The 22,195-nt window shown below is 67.8% G+C and carries 20 protein-coding genes; 16 read left to right on the top strand and 4 right to left on the bottom strand.

Annotated features, from left to right (window positions below):
- Positions 1-6 precede the first annotated feature (6 nt).
- The 4 genes from BKA02_RS04665 (at position 7) to BKA02_RS04650 (ending at position 4,310) form a co-directional block, all read left to right on the top strand.
- Positions 7-696: an FCD domain-containing protein gene (locus BKA02_RS04665; protein ID WP_218844446.1), complete on the top strand. Its 690-nt coding sequence runs from the start codon at positions 7-9 to the stop codon at positions 694-696.
- Positions 697-961: 265 nt separating this feature from the next.
- Positions 962-1,321 (top strand): ArsR/SmtB family transcription factor, encoded by a 360-nt coding sequence (locus BKA02_RS04660; protein WP_179431744.1) that lies wholly within the window; start codon positions 962-964, stop codon positions 1,319-1,321.
- A gap of 2 nt (positions 1,322-1,323) precedes the next feature.
- Positions 1,324-2,304 carry an SRPBCC family protein gene (locus BKA02_RS04655; RefSeq protein WP_179431742.1) on the top strand — a complete coding sequence of 327 codons (981 nt, stop codon included), beginning with the start codon at positions 1,324-1,326 and terminating at the stop codon, positions 2,302-2,304.
- 59 nt (positions 2,305-2,363) lie between these two features.
- Positions 2,364-4,310, top strand: a complete 1,947-nt coding sequence (locus BKA02_RS04650) for a BCCT family transporter (protein WP_179431740.1) — start codon at positions 2,364-2,366, stop codon at positions 4,308-4,310.
- Between the two features lie 4 nt (positions 4,311-4,314).
- Here BKA02_RS04650 and BKA02_RS04645 read toward each other — a convergent pair whose 3' ends face one another.
- Positions 4,315-4,986: a ribonuclease H family protein gene (locus BKA02_RS04645; protein ID WP_179431738.1), complete on the bottom strand. Its 672-nt coding sequence runs from the start codon at positions 4,984-4,986 to the stop codon at positions 4,315-4,317.
- Between the two features lie 139 nt (positions 4,987-5,125).
- On the opposite strand from BKA02_RS04645, the gene BKA02_RS04640 reads away from it, so the two are divergent.
- On the top strand, positions 5,126-5,728 hold the full coding sequence (locus BKA02_RS04640; RefSeq protein ID WP_179431736.1) for a hypothetical protein: 603 nt from the start codon (positions 5,126-5,128) through the stop codon (positions 5,726-5,728).
- 18 nt (positions 5,729-5,746) lie between these two features.
- On the opposite strand, the gene BKA02_RS04635 is transcribed toward BKA02_RS04640, so the two are convergent.
- Positions 5,747-5,965: a hypothetical protein gene (locus tag BKA02_RS04635; protein WP_179431734.1), complete on the bottom strand. Its 219-nt coding sequence runs from the start codon at positions 5,963-5,965 to the stop codon at positions 5,747-5,749.
- Positions 5,966-6,044: 79 nt separating this feature from the next.
- Here BKA02_RS04635 and BKA02_RS04630 point away from each other — a divergent pair, with 79 nt between their 5' ends.
- From BKA02_RS04630 to BKA02_RS04615, 4 genes are read left to right on the top strand one after another with little or no spacing between them, the layout of a single operon-like run.
- Positions 6,045-7,418 carry an MFS transporter gene (locus BKA02_RS04630; RefSeq protein ID WP_343045349.1) on the top strand — a complete coding sequence of 458 codons (1,374 nt, stop codon included), beginning with the start codon at positions 6,045-6,047 and terminating at the stop codon, positions 7,416-7,418.
- Positions 7,415-8,245, top strand: coding sequence for a ChbG/HpnK family deacetylase (locus BKA02_RS04625; RefSeq protein WP_179431732.1), 831 nt, complete (start codon positions 7,415-7,417; stop codon positions 8,243-8,245). Before BKA02_RS04630 ends, BKA02_RS04625 begins: the two co-directional genes overlap by 4 nt.
- 1 nt (position 8,246) lies before the next feature.
- Complete coding sequence (locus tag BKA02_RS04620) at positions 8,247-9,467, top strand: CehA/McbA family metallohydrolase (RefSeq protein ID WP_179431730.1); 1,221 nt, start codon at positions 8,247-8,249, stop codon at positions 9,465-9,467.
- Positions 9,468-9,514: 47 nt separating this feature from the next.
- Positions 9,515-10,588: a mechanosensitive ion channel family protein gene (locus BKA02_RS04615; protein ID WP_179431728.1), complete on the top strand. Its 1,074-nt coding sequence runs from the start codon at positions 9,515-9,517 to the stop codon at positions 10,586-10,588.
- Positions 10,589-10,607: 19 nt separating this feature from the next.
- Here BKA02_RS04615 and BKA02_RS04610 read toward each other — a convergent pair whose 3' ends face one another.
- Positions 10,608-11,546 carry a DUF808 family protein gene (locus BKA02_RS04610; protein ID WP_179431726.1) on the bottom strand — a complete coding sequence of 313 codons (939 nt, stop codon included), beginning with the start codon at positions 11,544-11,546 and terminating at the stop codon, positions 10,608-10,610.
- Between the two features lie 340 nt (positions 11,547-11,886).
- On the opposite strand from BKA02_RS04610, the gene BKA02_RS04605 reads away from it, so the two are divergent.
- Positions 11,887-12,276 carry a VOC family protein gene (locus BKA02_RS04605; RefSeq protein ID WP_179431724.1) on the top strand — a complete coding sequence of 130 codons (390 nt, stop codon included), beginning with the start codon at positions 11,887-11,889 and terminating at the stop codon, positions 12,274-12,276.
- A gap of 103 nt (positions 12,277-12,379) precedes the next feature.
- On the opposite strand, the gene BKA02_RS04600 is transcribed toward BKA02_RS04605, so the two are convergent.
- Complete coding sequence (locus BKA02_RS04600; RefSeq protein WP_179431722.1) at positions 12,380-14,884, bottom strand: DEAD/DEAH box helicase; 2,505 nt, start codon at positions 14,882-14,884, stop codon at positions 12,380-12,382.
- Positions 14,885-15,037: 153 nt separating this feature from the next.
- Here BKA02_RS04600 and BKA02_RS04595 point away from each other — a divergent pair, with 153 nt between their 5' ends.
- The 6 genes from BKA02_RS04595 to BKA02_RS04570 all read left to right on the top strand — a co-directional run bounded on the left by BKA02_RS04595 (position 15,038) and on the right by BKA02_RS04570 (position 22,174).
- On the top strand, positions 15,038-16,303 hold the full coding sequence (locus BKA02_RS04595; RefSeq protein WP_179431720.1) for a hydroxymethylglutaryl-CoA reductase, degradative: 1,266 nt from the start codon (positions 15,038-15,040) through the stop codon (positions 16,301-16,303).
- Positions 16,300-17,241: a hydroxymethylglutaryl-CoA lyase gene (locus BKA02_RS04590; RefSeq protein ID WP_179431718.1), complete on the top strand. Its 942-nt coding sequence runs from the start codon at positions 16,300-16,302 to the stop codon at positions 17,239-17,241. Before BKA02_RS04595 ends, BKA02_RS04590 begins: the two co-directional genes overlap by 4 nt.
- Positions 17,242-17,571: 330 nt before the next feature.
- Positions 17,572-18,768, top strand: a complete 1,197-nt coding sequence (locus BKA02_RS04585; RefSeq protein WP_179431716.1) for an ABC transporter substrate-binding protein — start codon at positions 17,572-17,574, stop codon at positions 18,766-18,768.
- Between the two features lie 64 nt (positions 18,769-18,832).
- Positions 18,833-19,696, top strand: a complete 864-nt coding sequence (locus tag BKA02_RS04580; RefSeq protein WP_179431714.1) for a branched-chain amino acid ABC transporter permease — start codon at positions 18,833-18,835, stop codon at positions 19,694-19,696.
- Positions 19,693-21,477 carry a branched-chain amino acid ABC transporter ATP-binding protein/permease gene (locus tag BKA02_RS04575; protein ID WP_179431712.1) on the top strand — a complete coding sequence of 595 codons (1,785 nt, stop codon included), beginning with the start codon at positions 19,693-19,695 and terminating at the stop codon, positions 21,475-21,477. The genes BKA02_RS04580 and BKA02_RS04575 overlap by 4 nt, the downstream gene beginning before the upstream one ends.
- Entirely contained in the window at positions 21,470-22,174 is a 705-nt protein-coding gene (locus BKA02_RS04570; RefSeq protein ID WP_179431710.1) for an ABC transporter ATP-binding protein, read from the top strand. The genes BKA02_RS04575 and BKA02_RS04570 overlap by 8 nt, the downstream gene beginning before the upstream one ends.
- Positions 22,175-22,195: the final 21 nt, after the last annotated feature.

Here is a 22,195-nt window from a genome sequence, read left to right as displayed (position 1 = left end):
CGGATTGTGACGATCGAGCAGGCGAAGCCCCGCCAACAGGCGAAGTCCCGCCAGCAGGCGACCTTCGACCGCATGCGCGCCGACATCCTGCATGGCGTGCTACGTCCCGGTGAACGCCTCCGCTTCAACGAGATCTGCAAGCGATACGACGTGAGCGTCGGCGTCATCCGCGAAGCGCTGTCACGGCTGGTTGAGCAAGGACTGATCTCCCTGACGCATCAATCCGGCTACGCAGTCATGTCGCTCTCGGCAACCGATCTAGAAGATCTAACGGTTGCTCGCTGTGGTATCGAGGGTCTCGCGATCACCTATGCCGTGAACCGCAAGGACATCGCGTGGGAGTCCGAAGTGCTCGCCGCGCACCACCGTCTCGCGTCCTGCGAGTACGACGAGTCGAGCGATGAGTGGGCAAACGTCCACCGGGAGTTCCATGAGACTCTGCTGCGTGGTTGTGGCAGCGATCGGCTGTCCGCTGTGGCGGCGCAGCTACGTGACTCCGCCGAGGTGTACCGGCGTTGGTCGCTGGCATTCGCTGACAGGCAGGCGCGCGACATCAGCGGCGAGCATCGGGCGATCGTCGAGGCCATACTTGCTCGTGATGCTGCCCTCGCCGCCTCGTTGCTGGCTGACCATGTTGGCAAGACGACCGAAGTTCTGCTGAACTCTCCCGACATTGACTGGTCTGTCGAGCACTGACGAACTGCTACTATCGGCCACACCGATCGGTTCGCAATGATCGTCGCCGACCCGAGCGGACTGCGAAGTCCCCGGGGTTGCCGACGATCCAGCAGATGCTCGCCAACCCCTTCAACGCAGGCGCTGCCAGCCGGCGTGTCAAGCAGCCACTCGATGTCGCCTGCGGCCACGAAACGTGTCCCGCTGATAGATCCCGTGTCGCCCGTCAGGTCTGATGCGACGACGCTCTTGACACGGCATTCCCGCCGTCGTAACGTACAACCAAATGGTTGCACAAATTGAACTGGGCGAAGCGGAGATCGACCGTGTGTTCCACGCATTGGCGACGGCGACGCGACGCGACATCCTGCGCCGTACGATCACGGACGAGCAGTCGGTGTCGACTCTCGCGGGCGACTACGACATGTCGTTCGCGGCGGTGCAGAAGCACGTCGCCGTGCTCGAAGCCGCCGGCCTCATCATCAAGCGCGCCGAGGGACGCGAGCGGCTCGTCCGCGCGAATCCCGAGATGATCGCGCGTGCCAGGGCGCTGCTCGCCCGATACGAAGACCTGTGGCGGGCCAGGATCGCCCGTCTCGACGACCTGCTGGCAGAACCGCCGGCATCCGATCCGCAAGGAGCATGATCATGCCTGTCACCGACATCACCACTGACCCCGAGGCGCTCACGATGACCGTCACGGCCGAGTTCGCCGCTCCCGTCGAGCGCGTCTGGAACGCGTTCACGACGCCGCGTCAGCTCGAGCGCTTCTGGGGCCCTCCTGGCTGGCCTTCCACGTTCCGCGAGTTCGACTTCACGGTCGGCGGGCGGGCGCAGTACTTCATGACCAGTCCCCGCGGGGAGAAGTCATCGGGCTCATGGGAGTTCCTCTCGATCGACGAGCCGCGCGGCTTCGAGGTGCTCGATTCGTTCGTCGACGACGAGGGCAAGCCGCTCGACGGGTTCCCCGCGATGCGGATGAGCTTCACGTTCGAAGAGACCAGCACCGGCTCGCGCATGGTCAACACCAGCTACTTCGACAGCGCGGATGCCCTGGAACAGGTCGTCGCGATGGGCGCGGTCGAGGGCACGCGCATGGCGATGGATCAGCTCGACGCCGTGCTGCAGGATCTCCGCGAGTACGCCGAGGGCAAGGGCACCCGCGTCGAACTGATCGACGACACGCACGTGCGGATCACCCGGCTGGTGAACGGGCCGCGTGAGCTGGTGTGGCGGGCGCATCACGATCCCGACCTCGTCCGGCAGTGGATGCTCGGGCCCGACGGCTGGGAGATGACGGAGTGCGTCATGTCCACGACGGTGGGCGAGAGCTACCGCACCTCGTGGGCGCCCGTCGGTGACACCGAGGGCGAGCCCTTCGGCTTCGAGGGCGAGGTGCTGCTCGTCGACGAACCCCGCCGGGCCGTCACGACCGAGCGGATGCAGGGGCAGCCGATCGAGACCATAAACGACCTGAACCTCTACGAGGAAGACGGCGCGACCCTGGTCACCGTGCTCATCGAATACCCCGACCTCGAGACCCGCGACATGATCCTCGCCACGGGGATGGCCGACGGCATGGAGGCCTCGTTCGCCCGCCTCGAGCACGAGGTGCTCGCCGGTCGGTGACCCCTGCGCGCACGGCCTCCGACCACCCGCGTCGGAGGCCGTGTGCAAGTATCGAGGGCATGGACACCCGGAACGGACGCCCTGCTGGTCGGGCCGCCACGGCGGCCCACAAGATCATCGAGGGGGTGACGCGCGGGCCCGGTCGGGACTCCGTGCATCCGGCTCTCGTGCCCGGCGTCGCCGTCGAAGACACCGGGCGCACCTACCGCACCGACCCGCTCGTGTTCGGCATCGCGGTCACCTTCACGCTCGCGTTCATCGCCTGGGGCGTGTTCGCGGGCGACAACCTCGCCGGCACGACGAAGACGGTGCTGGACTGGGTCGTCACGAACCTCGGGTTCTTCCTCACCTCGATCTCGACGACCGTGCTCATCTTCATGCTGGTCGTGGGCTTCAGTCGCTTCGGACGCATCCCGCTGGGCCGGGATGACGAAGAGCCCGAGTTCTCGATGTTCTCCTGGATCTCGATGCTGTTCGCCGCCGGCATGGGCATCGGGCTGGTGTTCTGGGGAGCGGCCGAGCCGCTCACCTTCTTCGAGAACCCGCCGCCGGGCACCGTCGAGGCGAACACGCTCGAGGCGATGCACCAGGCCCAGGCGCAGGTGCTCTACCACTGGGGTCCGCAGGCGTGGTCGTTCTACGCCCTCGTCGGCGGGGCGATCGCCTACGGTGCATACCGTCGCGGGCGTACACCTCTGATCTCGTCGATCTTCGCGCCGCTGCTGCCCGGTGGGCGCACTGACGGCGCGGTGGGCCGCACCATCGACATCTTCTCCATCATCGTGACGCTGTTCGGCACGGCGGCCTCGCTCGGACTTGGCGCGCTGCAGATCGGCCACGGCGTCGAGATCGTCTCCGGCATCGGCGAGCTCGGCAACGGCATCCTCATCATCGTCATCGCCGTGCTCACGGCCTGCTTCATCGCGTCGGCCGTCTCGGGCGTCTCGAAGGGCATCCGCGCGCTGGCGAACATCAACGCGGTCGCCGCGATCATCCTGGCGTTCTTCGTGTTCTTCGTCGGGCCGACGCTGCTGATCCTCAACATGATCCCGGCCGTGGCCGTGGAGTTCATCGGCGATCTGCCGCAGATGATCGGCCGCTCCGGCTCGCAGGGGCCCGAGGCGCAGGCGTTCCTCTCGGGCTGGACCATCTTCTACTGGGCGTGGTGGATCTCGTGGTCGCCCTTCGTGGGCATGTTCATCGCGCGCATCTCACGCGGTCGCACCCTGCGCCAGTTCGTGTCCGTGGTCATCGTCGTGCCGGCGGTCATCTCGCTCGTGTGGTTCGCGATCTTCGGTGCCACCGCCATCGACCAGCAGATGAACGGCGCGGGCCTCATCGTCGACCCGCCCGAGGAGGTGCTCTTCGGCGTGCTCGGCAACCTCCCCCTGCCGATGATCACCAGTGTCGCCCTGATCGGGCTCATCGCGATCTTCTTCATCACCGGCGCGGACTCGGCCTCGCTCGTGATGGGCACTCTCTCGCAGCAGGGCCGCCCGAACCCGTCGCGCTGGGTCGCGGTCGTGTGGGGCACGCTCGTGGGCGTCATCGCGGCCGTGCTGCTGATCACCGGAGAGGAAGGCTCGGGCCTCAAATCGCTGCAGAATGTGACGATCATCGCCGCGCTGCCCTTCGCCGTGATCATGGCGTTCATGATGATCGCGTTCTTCAAAGACCTCCGCAACGATCCGCTCATCCTGCGCGACAAGTATGCGCGCAGTGCGGTGCGGCACAGCGTGCGCGCGGGGCTGAGCGGCTACGGCAGCGACTTCGCGCTCGTACCGGTCGCCTACGACCACTCCAAGGATGACCATCCGTGGGTCGACGAGGATGAGCTCGACGACTCTCTCGCCGAGACCTACGCCGCCACCACCTCGGCCATCGACATCATCAAGGATGCGGATGCCGACGATGGCACGGGCGAGGGGGCGGATGTCGGCGTGGATCCGGAGTCGCCGCCGGAGGCGATGGTGCCGGTCGACCCGGACTCGCCCCCGCGGGGCTGAGGCGTCAGATCAGGCGGCGCAGAGCTTCGTCGAGCGAGAGGCCCTGCGCCGCGGCGCGGCCGCGCAGACGGGCGTGCTCGGCGGGGGTGAGCGTGAGACGGACCTCGACGGGTGCGTCGTCCTCGGCGTCGAGGCCGGCGAGCAGGTCGATCGCCTCGGCCCATCGGGGTGCTGAGACGGGAGCCGGGGCCGCGGGCTGCGGACTCGCGCGACCGGCCGTGAACCCGGGCCCGCGGTCGGGCTCGGACTTCTGCTGATACGCCTTCGCCGCGGCGTTCGCGCGGACGTCGGCGGCCTCGTTGAGATCGTGCCCGGCGTGTCCCTTGACCCATTCGAAGCGCACGTCACGACCCTGCATGGCCGCATCCAGCGCTTCCATGAGGTCGCGGTTGAGCACGGCGCCGCCGTCGGACTTGCGCCATCCGCGGCGCTTCCATCCGGGCATCCACTTGGTGATGGAGTCGATCACGTACTTGCTGTCGCACAGGATGCGCAGGTCGTCGTCGGTGCCGGCGGTCGCGTGCAGCAGCTCGAGCACCGCGCGCAGCTCGCCCTGGTTGTTCGTGCCGTGCGGTGATCCGCCTGCCGCCCAGTTCTGCTCGTCGATGTACCAGGCCCAGCCGTTGGGACCCGGGTTGCCCAGCGCGGAGCCGTCTGCGGCGGCGGTGATGGTCATCCCTCCACCGTAACGGCGGCGTGCGCGGCGGCCGGGCGCGTCGCGCACGTGGCTCCCCGCGGCGAATCCGTGACCGGGAGGGACGGGGCGGCGACGTAGGGTCGGGAACGCACGTGAGACGACCGAGGAGGCGGTGACGATGGCTGCGAACCGGTGGGTGGCGATGCGGGCCGCGGTCGCGCTCGCCGCCGGTGCGCTGGCGCTGTCGATGGCGGGATGCGCGCCTGCGGAGTCCGGCGACCCCGGCGCCGTCGACGACTCGCCTTCCGCGGGCGCGGCCGGCGAGTCGTCGCCGGAACCCGAAGCGGCGGATCCGTGTACGGCGCTCGCGCCGTCGATGGACGGGCTCGTCGATGCCGTCGAATGCGGGATGGATCAGCCGTTCCCGTTGGGCGGGACGACGGCGCTGATCACGGATCTCGGCACGACGACCTCGAACGTCACCGCCTCGATCGCCGCCACGCTCGTCGGCTACTCCGCGACGGATGCGGATGTGCGCGCGATCCTGCACGTGGAGGATCCGTATGAGCGAGGAGTCGCACCCCTCGCGCTCGACCCGTCGGCGGGAGCGGACTGCCTGGGTGACAGCGGGCCGTGCGCGCTGGAATGGGATCTGTCGGGCACCGTCTTCCACGAAGACCTCTACGCCCAGCTCACCGCCCCGCAGATCTGGATCCAGATCACCGACGGCACCCGCGAAGTGGTCGTCTGGGTGATCCGCGTCGACTTCACCCCGTCCTGACCTCCGCAGTGACCGCGGTCAGTCCCCCGCGGATCCGGATGCGTCGGACGCGGGCGGCAGGGGGATGTCGATCGTCGTGACCTCCGCATCGGCCAGCTCGCCCATGCCGAGGTTCGACGGGTCGGCGGCGGGAACGGTGCCGAGCACATCCTCGACGCCCTCGGGTTCATACGGCTCGGAGGGCAGCCCCGCCCACTCGTCCTTGCGGTGCTGGGGTCCTTGCGTGAACAGTCCCATGCCTCCATTGTGCGCCCTCTGCCCGTTCCCGGCGCAACGACCGGGGGCGGGGCTCGGTGTTCTGACCTAGGCTTGCCCCGTGACAGAGGCGATGGGGACTCGCGCGACGGCGCCGTGGCGCTATGCCATCGGCATGTTCGGCACCTCGATCCCGATCAACATGATCAAAGGGTCGATGATCCTCTATTACGTCGACATCCTCGGCCTCGACGTGCGCGCGTACGCGGTCGTCATGGTGATCTACGCGGTGATGGATGCGATCGACAACCCGATCCTCGGGTACCTCTCCGACCGCACGCGCACCCGGTTCGGGCGGCGCAGGCCGTGGCTGATGATCGGCGCGCCTCTGCTGGCCGCGTGCATGATCGCGTTCTTCTCCGCACCGGCGTCGCTCGACGGCCTGGGCCTCGTGCTGTGGTTCGCGGTCTTCGCGATCCTGTGCGAGGCGTTCGACTCGATGCTCAACGCCAACTACGGTGCGCTGCTGCCCGAGCTCTACCCCACCGAGCGCAGGCGCGCCGTGGCGAACGGCCTGCGCCAGGGCTTCCAGCTCGTCGCGCTGGTGATCTCTCTCGCGCTGACGCCACTGCTCACCACGAGCGTGTTCGGCACGGAGAACACCACGGTCGGCTTCACCACGACGGCGATCATCTACGGATCCATCGCCGTCGCCGTCATCTGGTTCATGGCGCTCAGCGCGCGCGAGAATCCGCGATACTCGACGCTGGTCCGTCCACCGCTGTGGTCGAGCATCGGCTCGATCGTCCGCAACCCGCTGTTCTGGAAGGTCGGCCTCATCGGGGCCTGCTACGGCATCGCGATGGCCATCGTGCTCGCGGGGCTCCAGCTGTATGTCAAGTACTCGCTGGGTCTGCCGGTGGCGATGGCACTGTATCTGCAGGCCGCCGTGATCGTCGTCGCCGCGGCGGGACTGGTGGGCTGGACGCGCCTCGTCGCCCGCTGGGGAGCGCTGCGCACCTGGCGGCTCGCCTTCGCCGTGCTGGCTCTGAGCTTCGTGGCGCTGTTCTTCGCGTTCGATCTCGTCTCGGCGATCTGCGCCGGAGCGCTCGTGGGCATCGGATGGTCAGGGATGCTCGCGACGAACGACCTCATCGTCGTGCGCGTGCTCGATGCGGATGCCGAGACCAACGGCGAGCACCGCGAGGGGCTGTTCCTCTCGGCCTTCGGCTTCTTCGGACGGTTGAACTCGATCGTCACGGGCCTCGCGCTCGCCTCGCTGGCGCTGTTCTTCGGATACGAGTCGGGGGATGCGCCCGGATCCGACCCGGGTATGGCGTTCCGGGTATACCTCTGCGCGTATCCGCTCGTGTTCACCACGGTGGGCGCGATCGCCGCGCGCTTCCTGCAGGTTCCGGAGCCGCCGGCGGACCGGGCCGACGCCGAGGGGCCGCCGGAGGATGCGCCCCCGGTGCGCGTCGAGGGGGAATCATGACGCGGCGGCTCGTGATCACGGCCGACGACCTGGGCCGCGACTCCGCGACGAACGAGGCGATTCTCGGCCTGTTCGCCGACGGATGCGTGACCGCTGCGACACTGCTCGCCGTCGCCCCCGCCGCGGACGACGCCGTGCATGCGCTGCGAGGAATGGACGCCGTGCCGCACGCGCACCTTGCTCTCACCCGCGACGTCGGCACCGGCTGGGCGCCGTTGAGCGGTGCCCCGGCCGATGACGACGGTCTTCTGCCCGCCGACCCGGCAGCGCTCGCCGGCGTCTCCATCGACACCGTGATCGCCGAGCTCGACGCCCAGCACGCCTGGTTCGTGGAACGCGGTGCGCATCCGGTCGTCGCCGACGCGCACGCCGGGGCGCTCTATGGACTGGATGGTCGCCCCTGGTTGGAGCATGTGCTCCCGTGGTGCGCGCAGCACGCGCTCGCCTTCCGGCTGCCGCGAGATCCCACGTCGTACATCGGAGAACCGCTGCCCGCCGCGCTCGCCGTCGCCCACGAGCGGGCGATCACCGCCGCCGACCGGCTCGGAGTGCCGCTTCCCGACAGCATCCTCACGAATCGAGGCACGGCCGCCGAGTGGGGCTCGTACGACGCGTTCCTCGACGCGATGATCGGGCAGCTGACGCTCGTACCCGAGGGGACCAGCGAGTTCTTCGTGCACCCGTCGGCGGAAGACGCCGTGCCCGGCGACGCCGGGATCATGCGCTCCTGGGAGGCCCGCCTGCTGCGCGACGCGCAGTGGCGCGAGGCCCTGGAGGAGGAAGGCATCGTGAAGGCGACGACCTGGACCGATCGAGAGGACGGATGACATGACGACCACCCGGCACACGCTGAGGCTCGGCCGCGACGACGCCTTCGAGAACGATGTCATCGGCATCCCGTTCGAGATCGGCGCCGGCGACGACAGCGTGGAGGTGACGCTCTCGTACGACCGCGATGCCGCCGTGATCGATCTCGGATGCGAGGGCACCGACGGCTGGCGCGGATGGTCGGGCGGCGCCCGCTCGTCATTCGTCATCCGTGCCGACGCGGCTACCCCCGGGTACGTGCCCGGGCCGCTGGAACCGGGCGAGTGGAGCGTGCAACTCGGCCTGTACAAGATGCCGGTCGAGCCGGTCGATGTCACCGTCGTCATCGAGACGCCCGCACGATCCGCGATCCCTGACGAACCCCTCGGCGCACCGCGGCCGGATGCGCCGCGAGCGAGCGCGCGCAACCTTCCCGCTCCGGCGGGGCTCACCTGGTTCGCCGGAGACTTCCACGCGCACTCGACGCACTCCGACGGTGCGCAGTCGCTGGGCGAGCTCGCCGCGCTCGCCGTCGGCAACGGGCTCGACTTCCTCGCCGTCACCGAGCACAACACCGTCTCGCATCATCCGCTGCTCGACGGCGTCGGTGCCGCGCACGGCATCACGCTGCTCCCCGGCCAGGAGGTGACGACCCCGCACGGTCACGCGAATGCCTTCGGCGAGATCGGTTGGATCGACTTCCGTGAACCCGCGCACCGCTGGGTGACCGAGGCGGCCGAGCGCGGTGGCCTGCTCAGCATCAACCATCCGCTGCAGGGCGACTGGGCATGGCAGCATCCGCTGGATGCGTTGCCCGCGGCCCTCGAACTGTGGCATGTCAGCTGGTTCCTCGAGGCGACAGCCACCGCACCCTGGGCGCTGCTCGCACGCTGGCGCCGCGATGCCGTGCTGCTCGGCGGCAGCGACTACCACAGCCCCGAGCTGAAATACCTGCCCGGTACACCGGTGACGTGGGTGGCCGCGGAGGAGCGCAGCCCCGAAGCGATCCTCGACGCGGTGCACGCGGGACGCACGGCCATCACGCGGCTTCCCACGCCCGACGCCCCTGCGCTGGTGCGCGTGGGCGTCGAGCTCATCGCGATGGCAGCCGACGGGACGGTGTTCTGCGATGTCGAAGGCCGCCGACGGCTCCTGCACGGCGATCGGGTGGTGCTCCCCGGCTCGGGTGGGCCGTTCCGGCTGGAATCGGCGACCGGCGAATGCCTCGCGATCAGCGCGTGACCGCCCTGCGACCTTGGACGGAGAGGGACGGGTCGTAGGCTGAGGGAATGGGTACGAACACCGATCCACTGCTGGAGTGGGAGTCGTGGCTGGGCTGGTTCGTCGCTGTGCTGCTGGCCGTGGTCGCCGCGGCCGCGATCGTGATCACCGTGCGGTTCACGCTCACCCGACTCGCTCGCCGACGCGAATGGCTGGCTGAGATGGAGCGGAACCTGCGCATCCCGGGCTCGGTGCTGTGCCTCGTCGTGGGGCTGTGGATCGCGTGCGCGTTCACGCTTCCCGCGGGGCAGGGCTGGTGGCCGGTTGCCGAGCGGGTGTTCCTCATCGCGACGATCCTCAGCGGTGCGTGGGTGCTCGCCACGCTCGTCTCGTTCGGGATGAGCCGGCTCATGCTGCGCAGCGTCGCGGGTGATGTGAGCACGGTGCAGGGTCGTCGCCGTCGTACGCAGCTGACCATCATCAACCGGCTCGTGATCGTCGCGATCGGGGTCGTCGCACTGGGGATCGTGCTGTTCTCGTTCCCCGAGGTGCGGGCCGTCGGCACGAGCCTGCTCGCCTCGGCCGGCATCGTCAGCGTGATCGCGGGCCTTGCCGCGCAGTCGACGCTGGGCAACCTCATCGCCGGCCTACAGATCGCCTTCACCGACTCGATCCGCGTGGGAGACATCGTCGTCGTCGAAGGGATGTGGGGGCGGATCGGTGAGATCAACCTCTCGTACGTCGTCGTCGACGTGTGGGACGAGCGGCGGCTCATCCTGCCGTGCACCTACTTCACGAAGACACCCATCGAGAGCTGGACCCGACGTTCGGACAAGATCATCGGCACCGTCTACATGGACCTCGACTGGCGGGTGCCGATCGATGAGCTGCGTGCCAAGTTCACCGAGATCATCGAGGCGGCGCCGGAGTATGACGGCCGTTCGGCCAATGTGCTCGTCACCGGTGCCGAGGGCGGCCGGGTGACGGTGCGCTTCAAGATCTCGGCAGCCAATGCCGACGACCAGTGGACGCTGCGCTGCCACCTGCGGGAGTCGATCGTGACGTGGCTGCAGCGCGAGCATCCCGAGGCCCTGCCCGTCACGCGCGTGGCGGTGGAAGAGCCCGCTCGACCCGGGCGATGAGCGGAGGCGCGCAGCGCGGTCAACGACCGGGGGCGGCTCCGGACGCTTTGGCGGCCTGCGGCGACTCGCCGCCCTCGTGGAATGAGGGGTTCTTGCCGAAGAGCCGTGCGATGAGCATCACGATGCCGACGATCACAAGGCCCCAGGCGAGCCCTGCGATGGCCGAGACGAGCGTCTCGCCGACCCAGGCGACCACGGCGCCGGCGGGCGCGAGCAGATGCTCGATGCCGTGCAGCATGTCGGAGAAGAACACCACTCCGACCTCGCCGAGGTTCGCGAGCACGAGGTGCCCGCCGACCCACAGCATCGCGACGGTGCCGATCACGCTGATCACGCGGAACACGGCCGGCATCGACCGCACGATGCGCGCTCCGGTGTGGCGCACGCGCGGGTTGTCGTCCTTGGCCATCTTCAGGCCGATGTCGTCGATCTTCACCAGCAGCGCCACGGCGCCGTAGACAACGCCGGTCATCACGATCGCGATCACGGCGAGCACGGCCAGCGTCATCGGGATGCCCATGTCGTCGTCGAGGTTCGACAGGGAGATGAGCATGATCTCGGTGGAGAGGATGAGGTCGGTGCGCACGGCGCCGAGCACGAGCCGCTTCTCGTCGCGCGTGCCGTCCTCCTCGCCTCCGTGGTGGATTCCGAACCATTCGAGCACCTTCTCGGCGCCCTCGAAGCAGAGGTACGAGCCGCCGATGATGAGCAGATACGGCAGCACCCAGGGCGCGAACGCGGTGAGCAGCAGCGCGAGCGGAATGATGATGAGGAACTTGTTCGCGATCGACCCCAGTGCGATCTTCCCCACGACCGGCAGCTCGCGCGCGGGCGTGATGCCTTGCACGTACTGCGGGGTGACGGCGGCGTCGTCGACCACGACCGCGGCCGACTTCGCCGAGGCCTTGAGCGCGGCGCTGAGGATGTCGTCGACGACGGCGAGCAGTCCAACCGACATGTGCATCCCCCTTCGCGACCGGTGCCTGCGGCCCGCGAACCCACACTACTGGGCGCATCCCGCCTTGCGCTCCTTCCCCATCCCATCCGCGAGACGACAACTCCGTTCCGAAACCCCGGGTGGATTCCGCCGCTCGGAAGGGAGGCGTCGTCTCGCCGTCAGCGGTGGGGCGGGGGGGGGGGGGCACGCCGCGGGCCCGCGCGGCGCGACCCGCCGACTCACGTGCCCCGATCCGCCCGGTGCGGGCGCACGGAGGGCGGATCGGGGCACGCGAAGGCGTTCGGCGGAACGAGGTCAGCGGAGTCTCGACATTGCGGCTCGATCGGCGGATGCTGGAGGCATGTCGGGCTTCGCAGTGGATGGTGCGTTCAGCGGTTTCAGCGTCGACGACATCGATGCGGCACGCGAGTTCTACGGAACCACGCTCGGACTCGACGTCTCGGTCGATCCGATGGGGTTTCTCGACCTGCGGCTTCCGAACGGAGGATCGGTCTTCGTCTATCCGAAGCCGAACCACGAGCCTGCGAGCTTCACGATCCTGAACTTCCCGGTGCCCGACATCGAGGCTGCGGTGGACGACCTCATCTCCCGCGGGGTGGACACGAAGATATACAGCGACGAGGAGTTCCCCTCCGACGAGCGCGGGATCGTGCGCGGCGGCGAGCACGGCCCCGACATCGCCTGGTTCCGCGATCCCGCGGGAAACGTCCTCGCCGTCATGCAGGGCTGAGCGCGGGGCGCGGGGCCCGGCAGCCGCTACCCACGAGACGACGACGCCGTTCCGAAACCCCGGGTGGATTCCGCTGTCTCGGGACGGCGTCGTCGTCTCGCGGTCAGAGGCGGTGGACGGATGTGACGGAGACGACCGCCTCGCCGGCCTCGTCGGAGGCGTCGAGGTCGACCGTCGCGGAGATGCGCCAATCGTGATCGCCGGCCGGGTCGTCGAGGATCTGCTGCGCGTGCCAGGTGCGACCCGACTCCTCGAGGACGAGCAGGACGGTGCTTCGCGCATCCGCCCCGGTGATGATCTCGTCGTGCTCGGCGAAGTACGCATCCAGCGCGTCGGCCCAACCCTCGGCTCCCAGCTCGGGATCGAGCGCGGCCAGTGCGTCGATGTCCTCTCTCGCGGCGAGCTGCACCCGACGGAACAGCTCGTTGCGCACGAGGATGCGGAACGCCCGCACGTTGCCGGTCAGTCGTTTCGGAGCGGGTGGCACGATCGGCTCGTCGTCATGGTCGACGGGGCCGCCTCCGGAGACCAGCTGCTCCCACTCGTCGAGCAGGGAGGAGTCGACCTGACGGACGAGCTCCCCGAGCCATTCGATGAGGTCGCGCAGCTCTTCGGTCTTGAGGTGCTCCGGGATCGTCTGCGAGGCGGCGCGGAAGGCATCGGAGAGGTAGCGGAGAACGACGCCCTCCGAGCGGGCGACCTTGTACTGCGCGACGTATTCCCCGAATGACATGGCACGTTCGTACATGTCGCGCACGACCGACTTGGGCCGCAGCTCGAAGTCGCGAATCCACGGCTGGGAGGCGCTGAACGTCTCGAACGCCGCGCTCAGCAGTTCGTCCAGCGGCTTCGGGTATGTGATCTCTTCGAGCGCCTCCATGCGCTCGTCGTACTCCATGCCCTCCGCCTTCATCGCGGCCACGGCCTCGCCGCGTGCCAAGAACTGCTGCTGCGAGAGCACGGCGCGCGGATCGTCAAGCGTCGCCTCGACGATGGAGATCGCATCCAGCGCGAACGACGGCGATTCCGGGTCGAGCAGCTCGAACGCCGCCAGCGCGAACGGCGACAGCGGCTGATTCAGGGCGAAGTTCGGCTGCAGGTCGACGGTGAGGCGGATGCCGTCCGGCCCGTCTTCCACGACCCCGGATGCGCGCAGCGTCCGGTAGATCCCGAGCGCCCGCAGCGCCAGCACCCGCTGCTGTGCGCGGGGCTCGTGGTTGTCGTATACCAGTGCCCGCATGTTTCCGAACACGTCGCCGCCGCGGGCGATCACGTTGAGCATCATCGCGCTCGTGATCCGCATGTGCGAGGTGAGGGTCTCGGGCTCGGCGACAATGAGCTTCTGGAACGACGGCTCGCCCCAGGAGACGAAGCCATCGGGCGCCTTCTTGCGGATGATCTTGCGCTTCTTCTTCGCGTCGTCGCCCGCCTTGCGGATCGCGGCGAGGTTCTCGGTCTCGTGCTCGGGCGCCTGCGCGACGACGGTGCCGGCGGTATCGAACCCGGCGCGACCCGCACGCCCGGCGATCTGGTGGAACTCGCGGGCGTTGAGCTGGCGCATCCGGGTGCCGTCGAACTTCGTCAGCGCGGTCAGAAGCACGGTGCGGATGGGGACGTTGATCCCCACGCCCAGGGTGTCGGTACCGCAGATGACGCGCAGCAGTCCGCGTTGGGCGAGCTGTTCGACCAGGCGGCGGTACTTGGGCAGCATCCCGGCGTGATGCACGCCGATGCCCATCCGCAGCAGGCGCGACAGGGTCTTGCCGAAAGCGGTGGTGAAGCGGAACCCGCCGATGAGGGCGGCGATCTCGTCGCGCTGCTCGCGGGTGGCGACCTTGGCGCTGGCCAGCGCCTGCGCCCGCTCCATGGCGGCGGCCTGCGCGAAGTGCACGACGTAGACCGGGGCGCGGTCGGTGTGCAGCAGCTCGTCGATCGTCTCGTGGATGGGCGTCGTCTCGTAGTGGAAGTGCAGCGGGACCGGCCGCTCGACCCCGGTGACCACGACCGTCTCGCGCCCAGTGCGTCGAGTGAGGTCTTCAGCGAGCGTGCTGACATCGCCGAGCGTCGCCGACATGAGCACGAACTGCGCCTGGGGGAGGGTCAGCAGCGGCACCTGCCACGCCCATCCCCGGTCCGGGTCTCCGTAGAAGTGGAACTCGTCCATGACGACCTGACCGACGTCCGCATCCGGCCCCTCGCGCAGGGCGAGGTTGGCGAGGATCTCCGCCGTGCAGCACACGATCGGTGCCTCGGCGTTCACCGAGGAGTCTCCCGTGACCATGCCCACGCTGTCCGCCCCGAACACGTCGACGAGGGCGAAGAACTTCTCGCTCACCAGCGCCTTGATGGGGGCCGTGTAATACGTGCGGCGACCTTCGGAGAGGGCGGCGAAGTGTGCGCCCATCGCCACGAGCGACTTCCCCGTGCCGGTGGGTGTGGACAGGATCAGGTTCTGCCCCGAGACGATCTCGATGAGCGCCTCGTCCTGCGCGGGATACAGCGAGATGCCGGTGGACTCGACCCACTCCGCGAACGCCGCGTACACGGCGTCCGGATCGGGTTTCGCGCCGTCAACGGAGTGAATGGACGGATCCAGCGGCGCAGACATGATGCTTCGATCATCCCATCCGTCGATGGATGCCGTATCGGCCGGACATACTCGTGTCCCTCACTATGTTCCTCACGAACCTGTTGAACGAGGGTTCGGGTCATTTGACTTGCTTCCTGGGCGACGCGGACGTCGCCCAGGAAGGACAGCACCGTGACCACCACATCCCGGCTCAGCGGCCTGCGCAATCTCACGATCGCGCAGCGCCGTGCGAGCGTCGTCGACGCGATCGGCGCAGACATCGACCTCAGCGATCTCGAAGGGCGCGGTCTCGGCGACGATCAGGCCGACCGCATGATCGAGAACGTCATCGGCCAGATCGGGATCCCCGTCGGGGTGGCGACCAACCTCATCGTGAACGGCCGCGAGGTCATCGTCCCGATGGCCACCGAGGAGCCCTCGGTCGTGGCGGCCTCCTCCAACATCGCCCGCATGGCGCGCTCCACCGGCGGCGTGTTCGCCACCTCCACCGAGCCGATCATGCAGGCTCAGATCCAGCTGCTCGACGTCGCCGACCCGCACGGCGCGCGTGCCCGCCTCATCGAGGCCAAGGACGAGATCCTCACCCTCGCCGACGAGCAGGACCCGCGCCTGGTCGAGATCGGCGGCGGGGCCCGCGACCTGCTCGTGCGCACGGTGCACGGCCTGCTCGACGATCACCTCGTCGTGCATCTCGTCGTGAACGTCGGCGACGCGATGGGCGCCAACGCCGTGAACACCATGGCCGAGGCCATCGCGCCGCGCCTGGCCGAGATCGCCGGCGGCCGCTCGCTCCTGCGCATCCTCACCAACCTCGCCGACCTGCGCCTCACCCGCGTGCGCGTGGTCATCCGCCCCGAGGAGATCGGCGGCGAGGAGGTCGTGGCGAACATGGTGCTCGGGGCGAATCTCGCCTACGACGACCCCTACCGCGCGGCCACGCACAACAAGGGCATCATGAACGGCATCTCCGCCGTCGTCCTCGCCACCGGGAACGACACCCGCGCGGTCGAGGCGGGTGCCCACGCCTATGCGGCCCGCGACGGGCAGTACCGCGCCCTCTCGCGCTTCGAGCGCGACGCCGAGGGCAACCTCGTCGCCACCCTCGAGCTGCCCATGGCGGTGGGCCTGGTCGGCGGCGCCACCAAGTCGCACCCGGCCGCCCGCGCCGCCGTGGCCCTCACCGAGGCGACCACCGCGCGCGAGCTCGCCGAGATCGTCACCGCCATCGGCCTCGTTCAGAACGTCGCGGCGGTCCGGGCGCTCGCCGCCGAAGGCATCCAGCGCGGGCACATGGGCCTGCACGCCCGCAACGTCGCCGTCGCGGCGGGCGCTGCGGGCGACGAGGTGGATGCCGTGGCCGCCGCCCTCGTCGAGCGCCGCGCCGTGCGCGCCGACGTCGCCGAGACGGTGCTCGCCGAGCTGCGGGCGGGGCGATGACCACCACCCGCGAACTGGGGCTGCCCGCCGTGGCGGACCAGCCGGGGCTGGCCGACGCCGTGGAGATCTGGGAGGTCTCCCCGCGCGACGGCCTGCAGGCCGAGCCGACCCTCGTCGCCGCCACCACGAAGGTCGAGCTCATCCGCCGCCTCGCCGCGGCGGGGGCGCCGGTGATCGAGGTCGGCAGCTTCGTACGCGCCGACCGCGTGCCGCAGATGGCCGACTCCTCCGAGGTGTTCGCGCAGGTGAAGAGCCTGCCTGCGCGCACCCCCGTGCTGGTGCCCAACGTGCGCGGCTACGAGCTGGCGCGTGCGGCCGGCGCGGATGACATCGCCGTGTTCCTCAGCGTCACCGAGTCGTTCTCGCGCGAGAACCTCGGCGCCTCCCGCGAGCGGATGGAGGGCGCCGTCGTACAGGTGACCGAGCGCGCGAAGGCCGACGGCGTGCGCGTGCGCGGCTACCTATCGATGGTCTTCGGCGACCCCTGGGAGGGGGAGGTCGCCGTGGGCGAGGTGGTGCGTCTGGCGCAGGCCATGCGGTCCTGGGGGATCGAGGACCTCTCGCTCGGAGACACGATCGGCGTGGCCACCCCGGGCCAGGTCCGGGCGAGCGTGCGGGCGCTCGCGGCCGACGGCATCCCCGTCGCCTCGCTCGCGCTGCACATGCACGACACCTACGGGATGGCCCTCGCCAACGTCTACGCCGGGCTGGAGGAGGGCGTGCGGATCTTCGACGCCGCCGCCGGGGGGACCGGCGGCTGCCCGTTCGCGAGATCGGCGACGGGCAACCTCGCCACCGACGACCTCGTGTGGATGCTGACCGGGCTCGGCATCCGCACGGGCATCGATCCCGATGCCCTGCACGAGACGAGCCTGTGGCTCGCCGACGTGCTCCGCAAGCCCATCACGTCACGAGTCGCAAAGGCGCTGGCTTACTGAAACAGTCCGCTCTCCCGTGCTCGGCAGGGGTTGTCGGCGCGCCGACGGAGACGGGCGGCCAGAGGCTGGTGCGTCGATTCGAAGCTCGAGCACAACCCGCGTCACGGCTGGTTCGAGAGCACATATCGAGTATCGCAACTATGTGTGCGCATCATCTATAGCGGGCCTGTCTCCGCAACTTATCGTCATTGCAAGCGACGTGACCGGATTCCTTCCGATCCGCTTGGGTGCTCGGCTTCTTCACCTCGATCGGGCACTCCTGACTACGGACACAGGAGAGTTATGAATAGCGCTAGACGATGGAGTTTAGGCGTTGTAGCCGTTGTGGCGATGACGACTGTGACGGCGTGCTCTGGGCTGACGGAGTCGCCGCAGCAAGATGACGGCGGCGATGTCATCAAGGTCGGATCCGTGCTCGATATGACGGGGCCGCTGAATGTGTACTCGCTCGTGAAATCGCAAGTCGCAGAGTTGGCGATCGACGACATCAATCAAAGCGGCGGTGTGCTGGGTCGACAGCTCGAGCTGATCCAATACGACTCTCAATCCTCGACGGCGAAGAACGTCGAGTTCGCGAATCAACTCGTGAACAAGGACCAAGTAGCGGTCGTGATGGGTGGTACCACGAGTGCTGCGCGAGAGGCGATGCGGCCCGTTCTCGATCGCGCCGAAACGCTGTACTTCTTCAACGCCGGCTATGAGGGTGGCGTGTGCGACATCAACGAGATCACGACCGGAGAGACGGCATCTCAGTACATCAAGCCACTGTTCGACTACGCGACCGCCTCTGGTCCCAAGAGCATCTACATCGTCGCAGCGGATTACAACTTCGGACAGATCTCCGCCCAGTGGCTCCAGAAATACGCCGATGAGTCGGGGTCGACCATTGTCGGAACGGACTTCATCTCACTGGACAGCGGCGACTTCAGCGCCACGCTCAGCAAGATTCAGGCCGCGAAACCGGATGTCATCGCGTCCTTCGTCGTCGGCGCGAACCACGTGCCGTTCTATCGCGAGCTTCAGACTCGAGGGATTCTCGATTCGACCACGGTGATCTCCAATGCCTTCGGCCTCGGCAACGAACAGGAGACGCTTCCTGCGGAAGACACGAACGGCATCATCACCGCATACAACTATTACGAGGAACTCGATAACCCGGCGAACAAAGACTTCCTGGCGAAGTTCGAGGACGCGTTCGGCAGCGACCACTCTTACATCAGCGGACTCGCGGAGAAGGACTGGGAAGCGTGGCATCTGTGGGCAGCCGCAGTGGAGAAGGCCGGTTCGACTGATCGGGACAAGGTACTCGAAGCCATTGCCACCGGCGACGTGTCCTTCGACGGTCCGGCCGGCACAGTGACCATCGATCCGAAGACCAATCACACGATCCGAGACATCTCCATCGCTCAGGTCGACAATCGGGCGTTCACGGTCCTCGACACGCTCACTGCACAGGTACCGACCTTCGAGCAGGAAGTCTGCGACCTCGTGGCGAACCCCGACGACAACCAGCAGTACACGCCATGATCTCAACGATGATTCGACCGTCGTACCGCCCCCTTGAGGGCGGTACGACGGAGAGGGAGTGCTGATGGACTTCCTCCTCGTGACTTCCCTGAGCGCACTCGTCGGGATCTCCACCCTTGTGATCTCCGCGTTGGGTCTATCGATCACGTTCGGCATCATGGGCGTCATCAACATGGCGCACGGAGAGTTCATCATGATTGGTGCCTTCGTCACGGTGATTCTCACCTCCTCCGGAGTGCCCTTCGTTCTCGCCATCGTCTGCGCCGTCGCAGCGGGCGCCATGCTCGGGCTGATCGTCGAGCGGCTGCTCATCAGCCGTCTCTACGGTCGCCGGATCGAGAGCACACTGCTGGCCACGTTCGGTCTCAGCCTTGTGCTGCAGCAGGCCGCAGTGCTGCTCATCGGCACCACACCACGTGGCATCCAGACGCCCTTCGGCAGCCTTGCGATCGGCTCTTACTCCATCGGCTGGTACTCGCTGCTGATCATCGGCATCGCCTGCCTCTGCGTCATCGCGACCTATCTCGTGTTCACTCGGACCCGGTACGGGATGCTGGCACGTGCGACCATGCAGAATCGTGACATGGCCGCCAGCCTCGGGGTGAACACCCGATGGGTCAACGCCACCACCTTCACGCTGGGGTCGGCATTCGCCGCCCTCGCCGGCGCTGTGCTCTCTCCGCTGCTCGCCGTGGTCCCATCGATGGGCCTGCCCTTGATCTCGTCGGCCTTCATGACCGTAGTCCTCGGCGGCCCTGCGGTGCTGGCGGGGCTGGTGGCCGCATCCGGTGTACTGGGCGCGAGCCGCGAGATCGTTGCGAACGCGGTGAGCCCAGTTCTCGGGACTGCCGCCCTCATGGTCGTCGCCATGCTGCTCCTGAGAATGCTGCCGAACGGCATCTCGGCGTCCTGGAAGCGCACGCTATGAGGCGCGCAGCAACGACGTGGCAGGTGCTGTGGCCGATCGCGGCCGCCGTGATCTTCGTGCTCTGGAGCGCGCTCTCCGGCCGCGCGCAGGTGCAGCAGTCGACGACTTGGCTGATCTACGGGATGCTTGCCCTCAGCCTGACGTTCGTGTGGGGAAAAGCAGGGGTGTTCAGCTTCGCGCAGGCCGCCTTTTTCGGAATCGGCGCCTATGTCTATTGTCTGACCGCAGGCAACATCGTGGACGTCACGCGGGAGACCGTCTCGGCGGTGCTGATAGCGGTGGCCGTCTCCGCGCTCGTAGCGGCAGGGCTCGGGTATGTGGTCTTCTACGGTCGTCTGGGCCCTCTGCCCGTGGCCGTGGTCACTTTGGCGTTCTCATTGGTTCTGGTCACCATTCTCGGCGGTCTCGCTGATCCCTCGATCCGCGTGGGAGACGTGCCTCTCGGTGGATACAACGGAATCTCCGGTGTGCCACTGACGTTCCCGGGCCTTGAGGGCACGCTCGCGCCGTTGCCTACGTTGGTGCTCATCGCGCTGCTCGCCGCAGCCGCGGTCTATCTCCTGAAGGGCATACTCCGCCGTCCTTTCGGGCGGGTTGTCGTCGCGACCGCGGTCAACCCAGATCGAGCTGAGTTGCTCGGCTATAACGTCAGAAACGTCAAGCTCCGCGCCTTCATGGTCGGCGGCGGCTTGGCGGGACTCGCCGGGGCGCTCTATGCAGCGACGGTGCTGTACACGGATCCGTCCGTCTTCGGCCTCTCACAAGCGGCGCTCGTCGTGGTCTGGGCGATGGTCGGCGGCCGCACCTCTCTCGCCGGCGCCTTTGTGGGCGTGCTCATCGTGGAGCCTCTTACCTCTGTGCTGGGTTCGGCCGGTGGAGACCTCAGTCCCATCGTGCTCGGCCTCGTGCTGATCGTCGTCGTTCTTGTCCTCCCTACGGGGATCGTGCCCAGTCTCGGCGCGCTCATCAAGCGCCTGCATGATCGACGACGTTCCGCCGTCGCATCCGAGCAAGTCCTGGATGCTGTGCGCGGGCCCTTCCCGGTTCCGTCGAACGAGCGAGGAGGCGCGACGCTGTCGGTCGCTCACCTTTCGAAGCGATACGGCGGTCTCGAGGTCACCCGAGATGTCTCTCTCACGTTCGACGCTGCCGAGATCCATTCGATCGTCGGCCCGAACGGCGCGGGCAAATCGACACTGTTCGGGCTGCTTATGGGCTATGTGCAGCCGAATGACGGAACCATCAGGCTCGGGGACGACGACATCACGCGTCTTCCCGTCTTCGTCCGCGCCCGTCGCGGACTCGCGCTCAAACGGCAGATCGCCAGTGTCTTCATGGATCTTCCCGTCCGAGAGAACCTCTGGCTCGCTGTATACGCTGACGATCGGAGTGCGTCTGCGGCGACGGCGCGCGCGGCGGAGATCGAGTCGTGGCTCGGACTCGGCCACGCCGCTTCGTTCGACGCCTCCCAGCTCGCGCACGGGCATCGGCAGCTCCTCGAGATCGGTATGGCGCTGGCCACACGCCCACGGGTTCTCTTGCTCGACGAGCCCACGGCGGGAATGACCACGGAGGAGACCAGGGCGATCGCAAGGCTCATCCGCTCTGTGGCCTCGCATCTGACCGTGATCGTCGTCGAGCACGACATGGAGTTCATTCGCGACCTTGGAGCACCGGTGACGGTTCTCGACCGCGGCGCGATCCTGACCAGGGGCACGATCGACGAGCTCCGGAGCGACGAGCGGGTTCTCAATGTCTATCTCGGGCGGGCACATGCTTGACATTCAACGGCTCGTGGCCGGATACGGTCCTCTCGTCGTGGTGCGCGATATAGATCTGAGCGTCTCCGCGGGAGAGATCTCGGTTCTCATCGGCCGCAATGGTGTCGGGAAAACAACCCTGCTTCGCGCCGTCGCGGGGCACCGCAGGGCGACAGAGGGGAGCGTCGCAGTTGCCGGGGAAGAGGTCACCTCGTTCCCGCCCCACCGCAGGGCGAGAGCCGGGATCGCCTATGTCCCGCAGGGCAGGGACATATTCGGCACGCTGACGGTCAAGGAGAATCTGCTGGTCGCGGTGAAGGCGATGCGGATGCGCGATCCATCGCGTCGGCTGGCGGAGATCCTCGACATGCTCCCCCTGCTCGGTGAGAAGTTGCAGGATCGGGGCGCAAGTCTCAGCGGTGGACAGCAGCAGATCCTCGCCATCGGCAGGGCGCTGATCAGCGACCCGAAGGTGCTGCTGCTGGACGAGCCGTCCGAAGGCATCCAACCTTCGATCGTCGCCGAGATCGCGGAGACCGTCGCTAGGATCGCGCAAGAACGCGGGCTCGCCGTCCTCGTGGTCGAGCAGAACCTCGACTTCGTCGCCAAGGTCGCGGAGCGCGTCCGGGTGATCGATCGCGGTCAGATCGTCGCAAACCTCCGTGTGGAGGACCTCGTACGAGAGGAGTCCTTGCAGCACCAGTATCTCGGCGTGTAGAAGCCACCCCGTCCATCGAAT

It is taken from the genome of Microbacterium pseudoresistens, from assembly GCF_013409745.1.
Classification (GTDB): Bacteria; Actinomycetota; Actinomycetes; order Actinomycetales; family Microbacteriaceae; genus Microbacterium; species Microbacterium pseudoresistens.
Note: the sequence above shows the minus strand (reverse complement) of the source record. Positions and strands in the feature narration are given on the sequence as shown.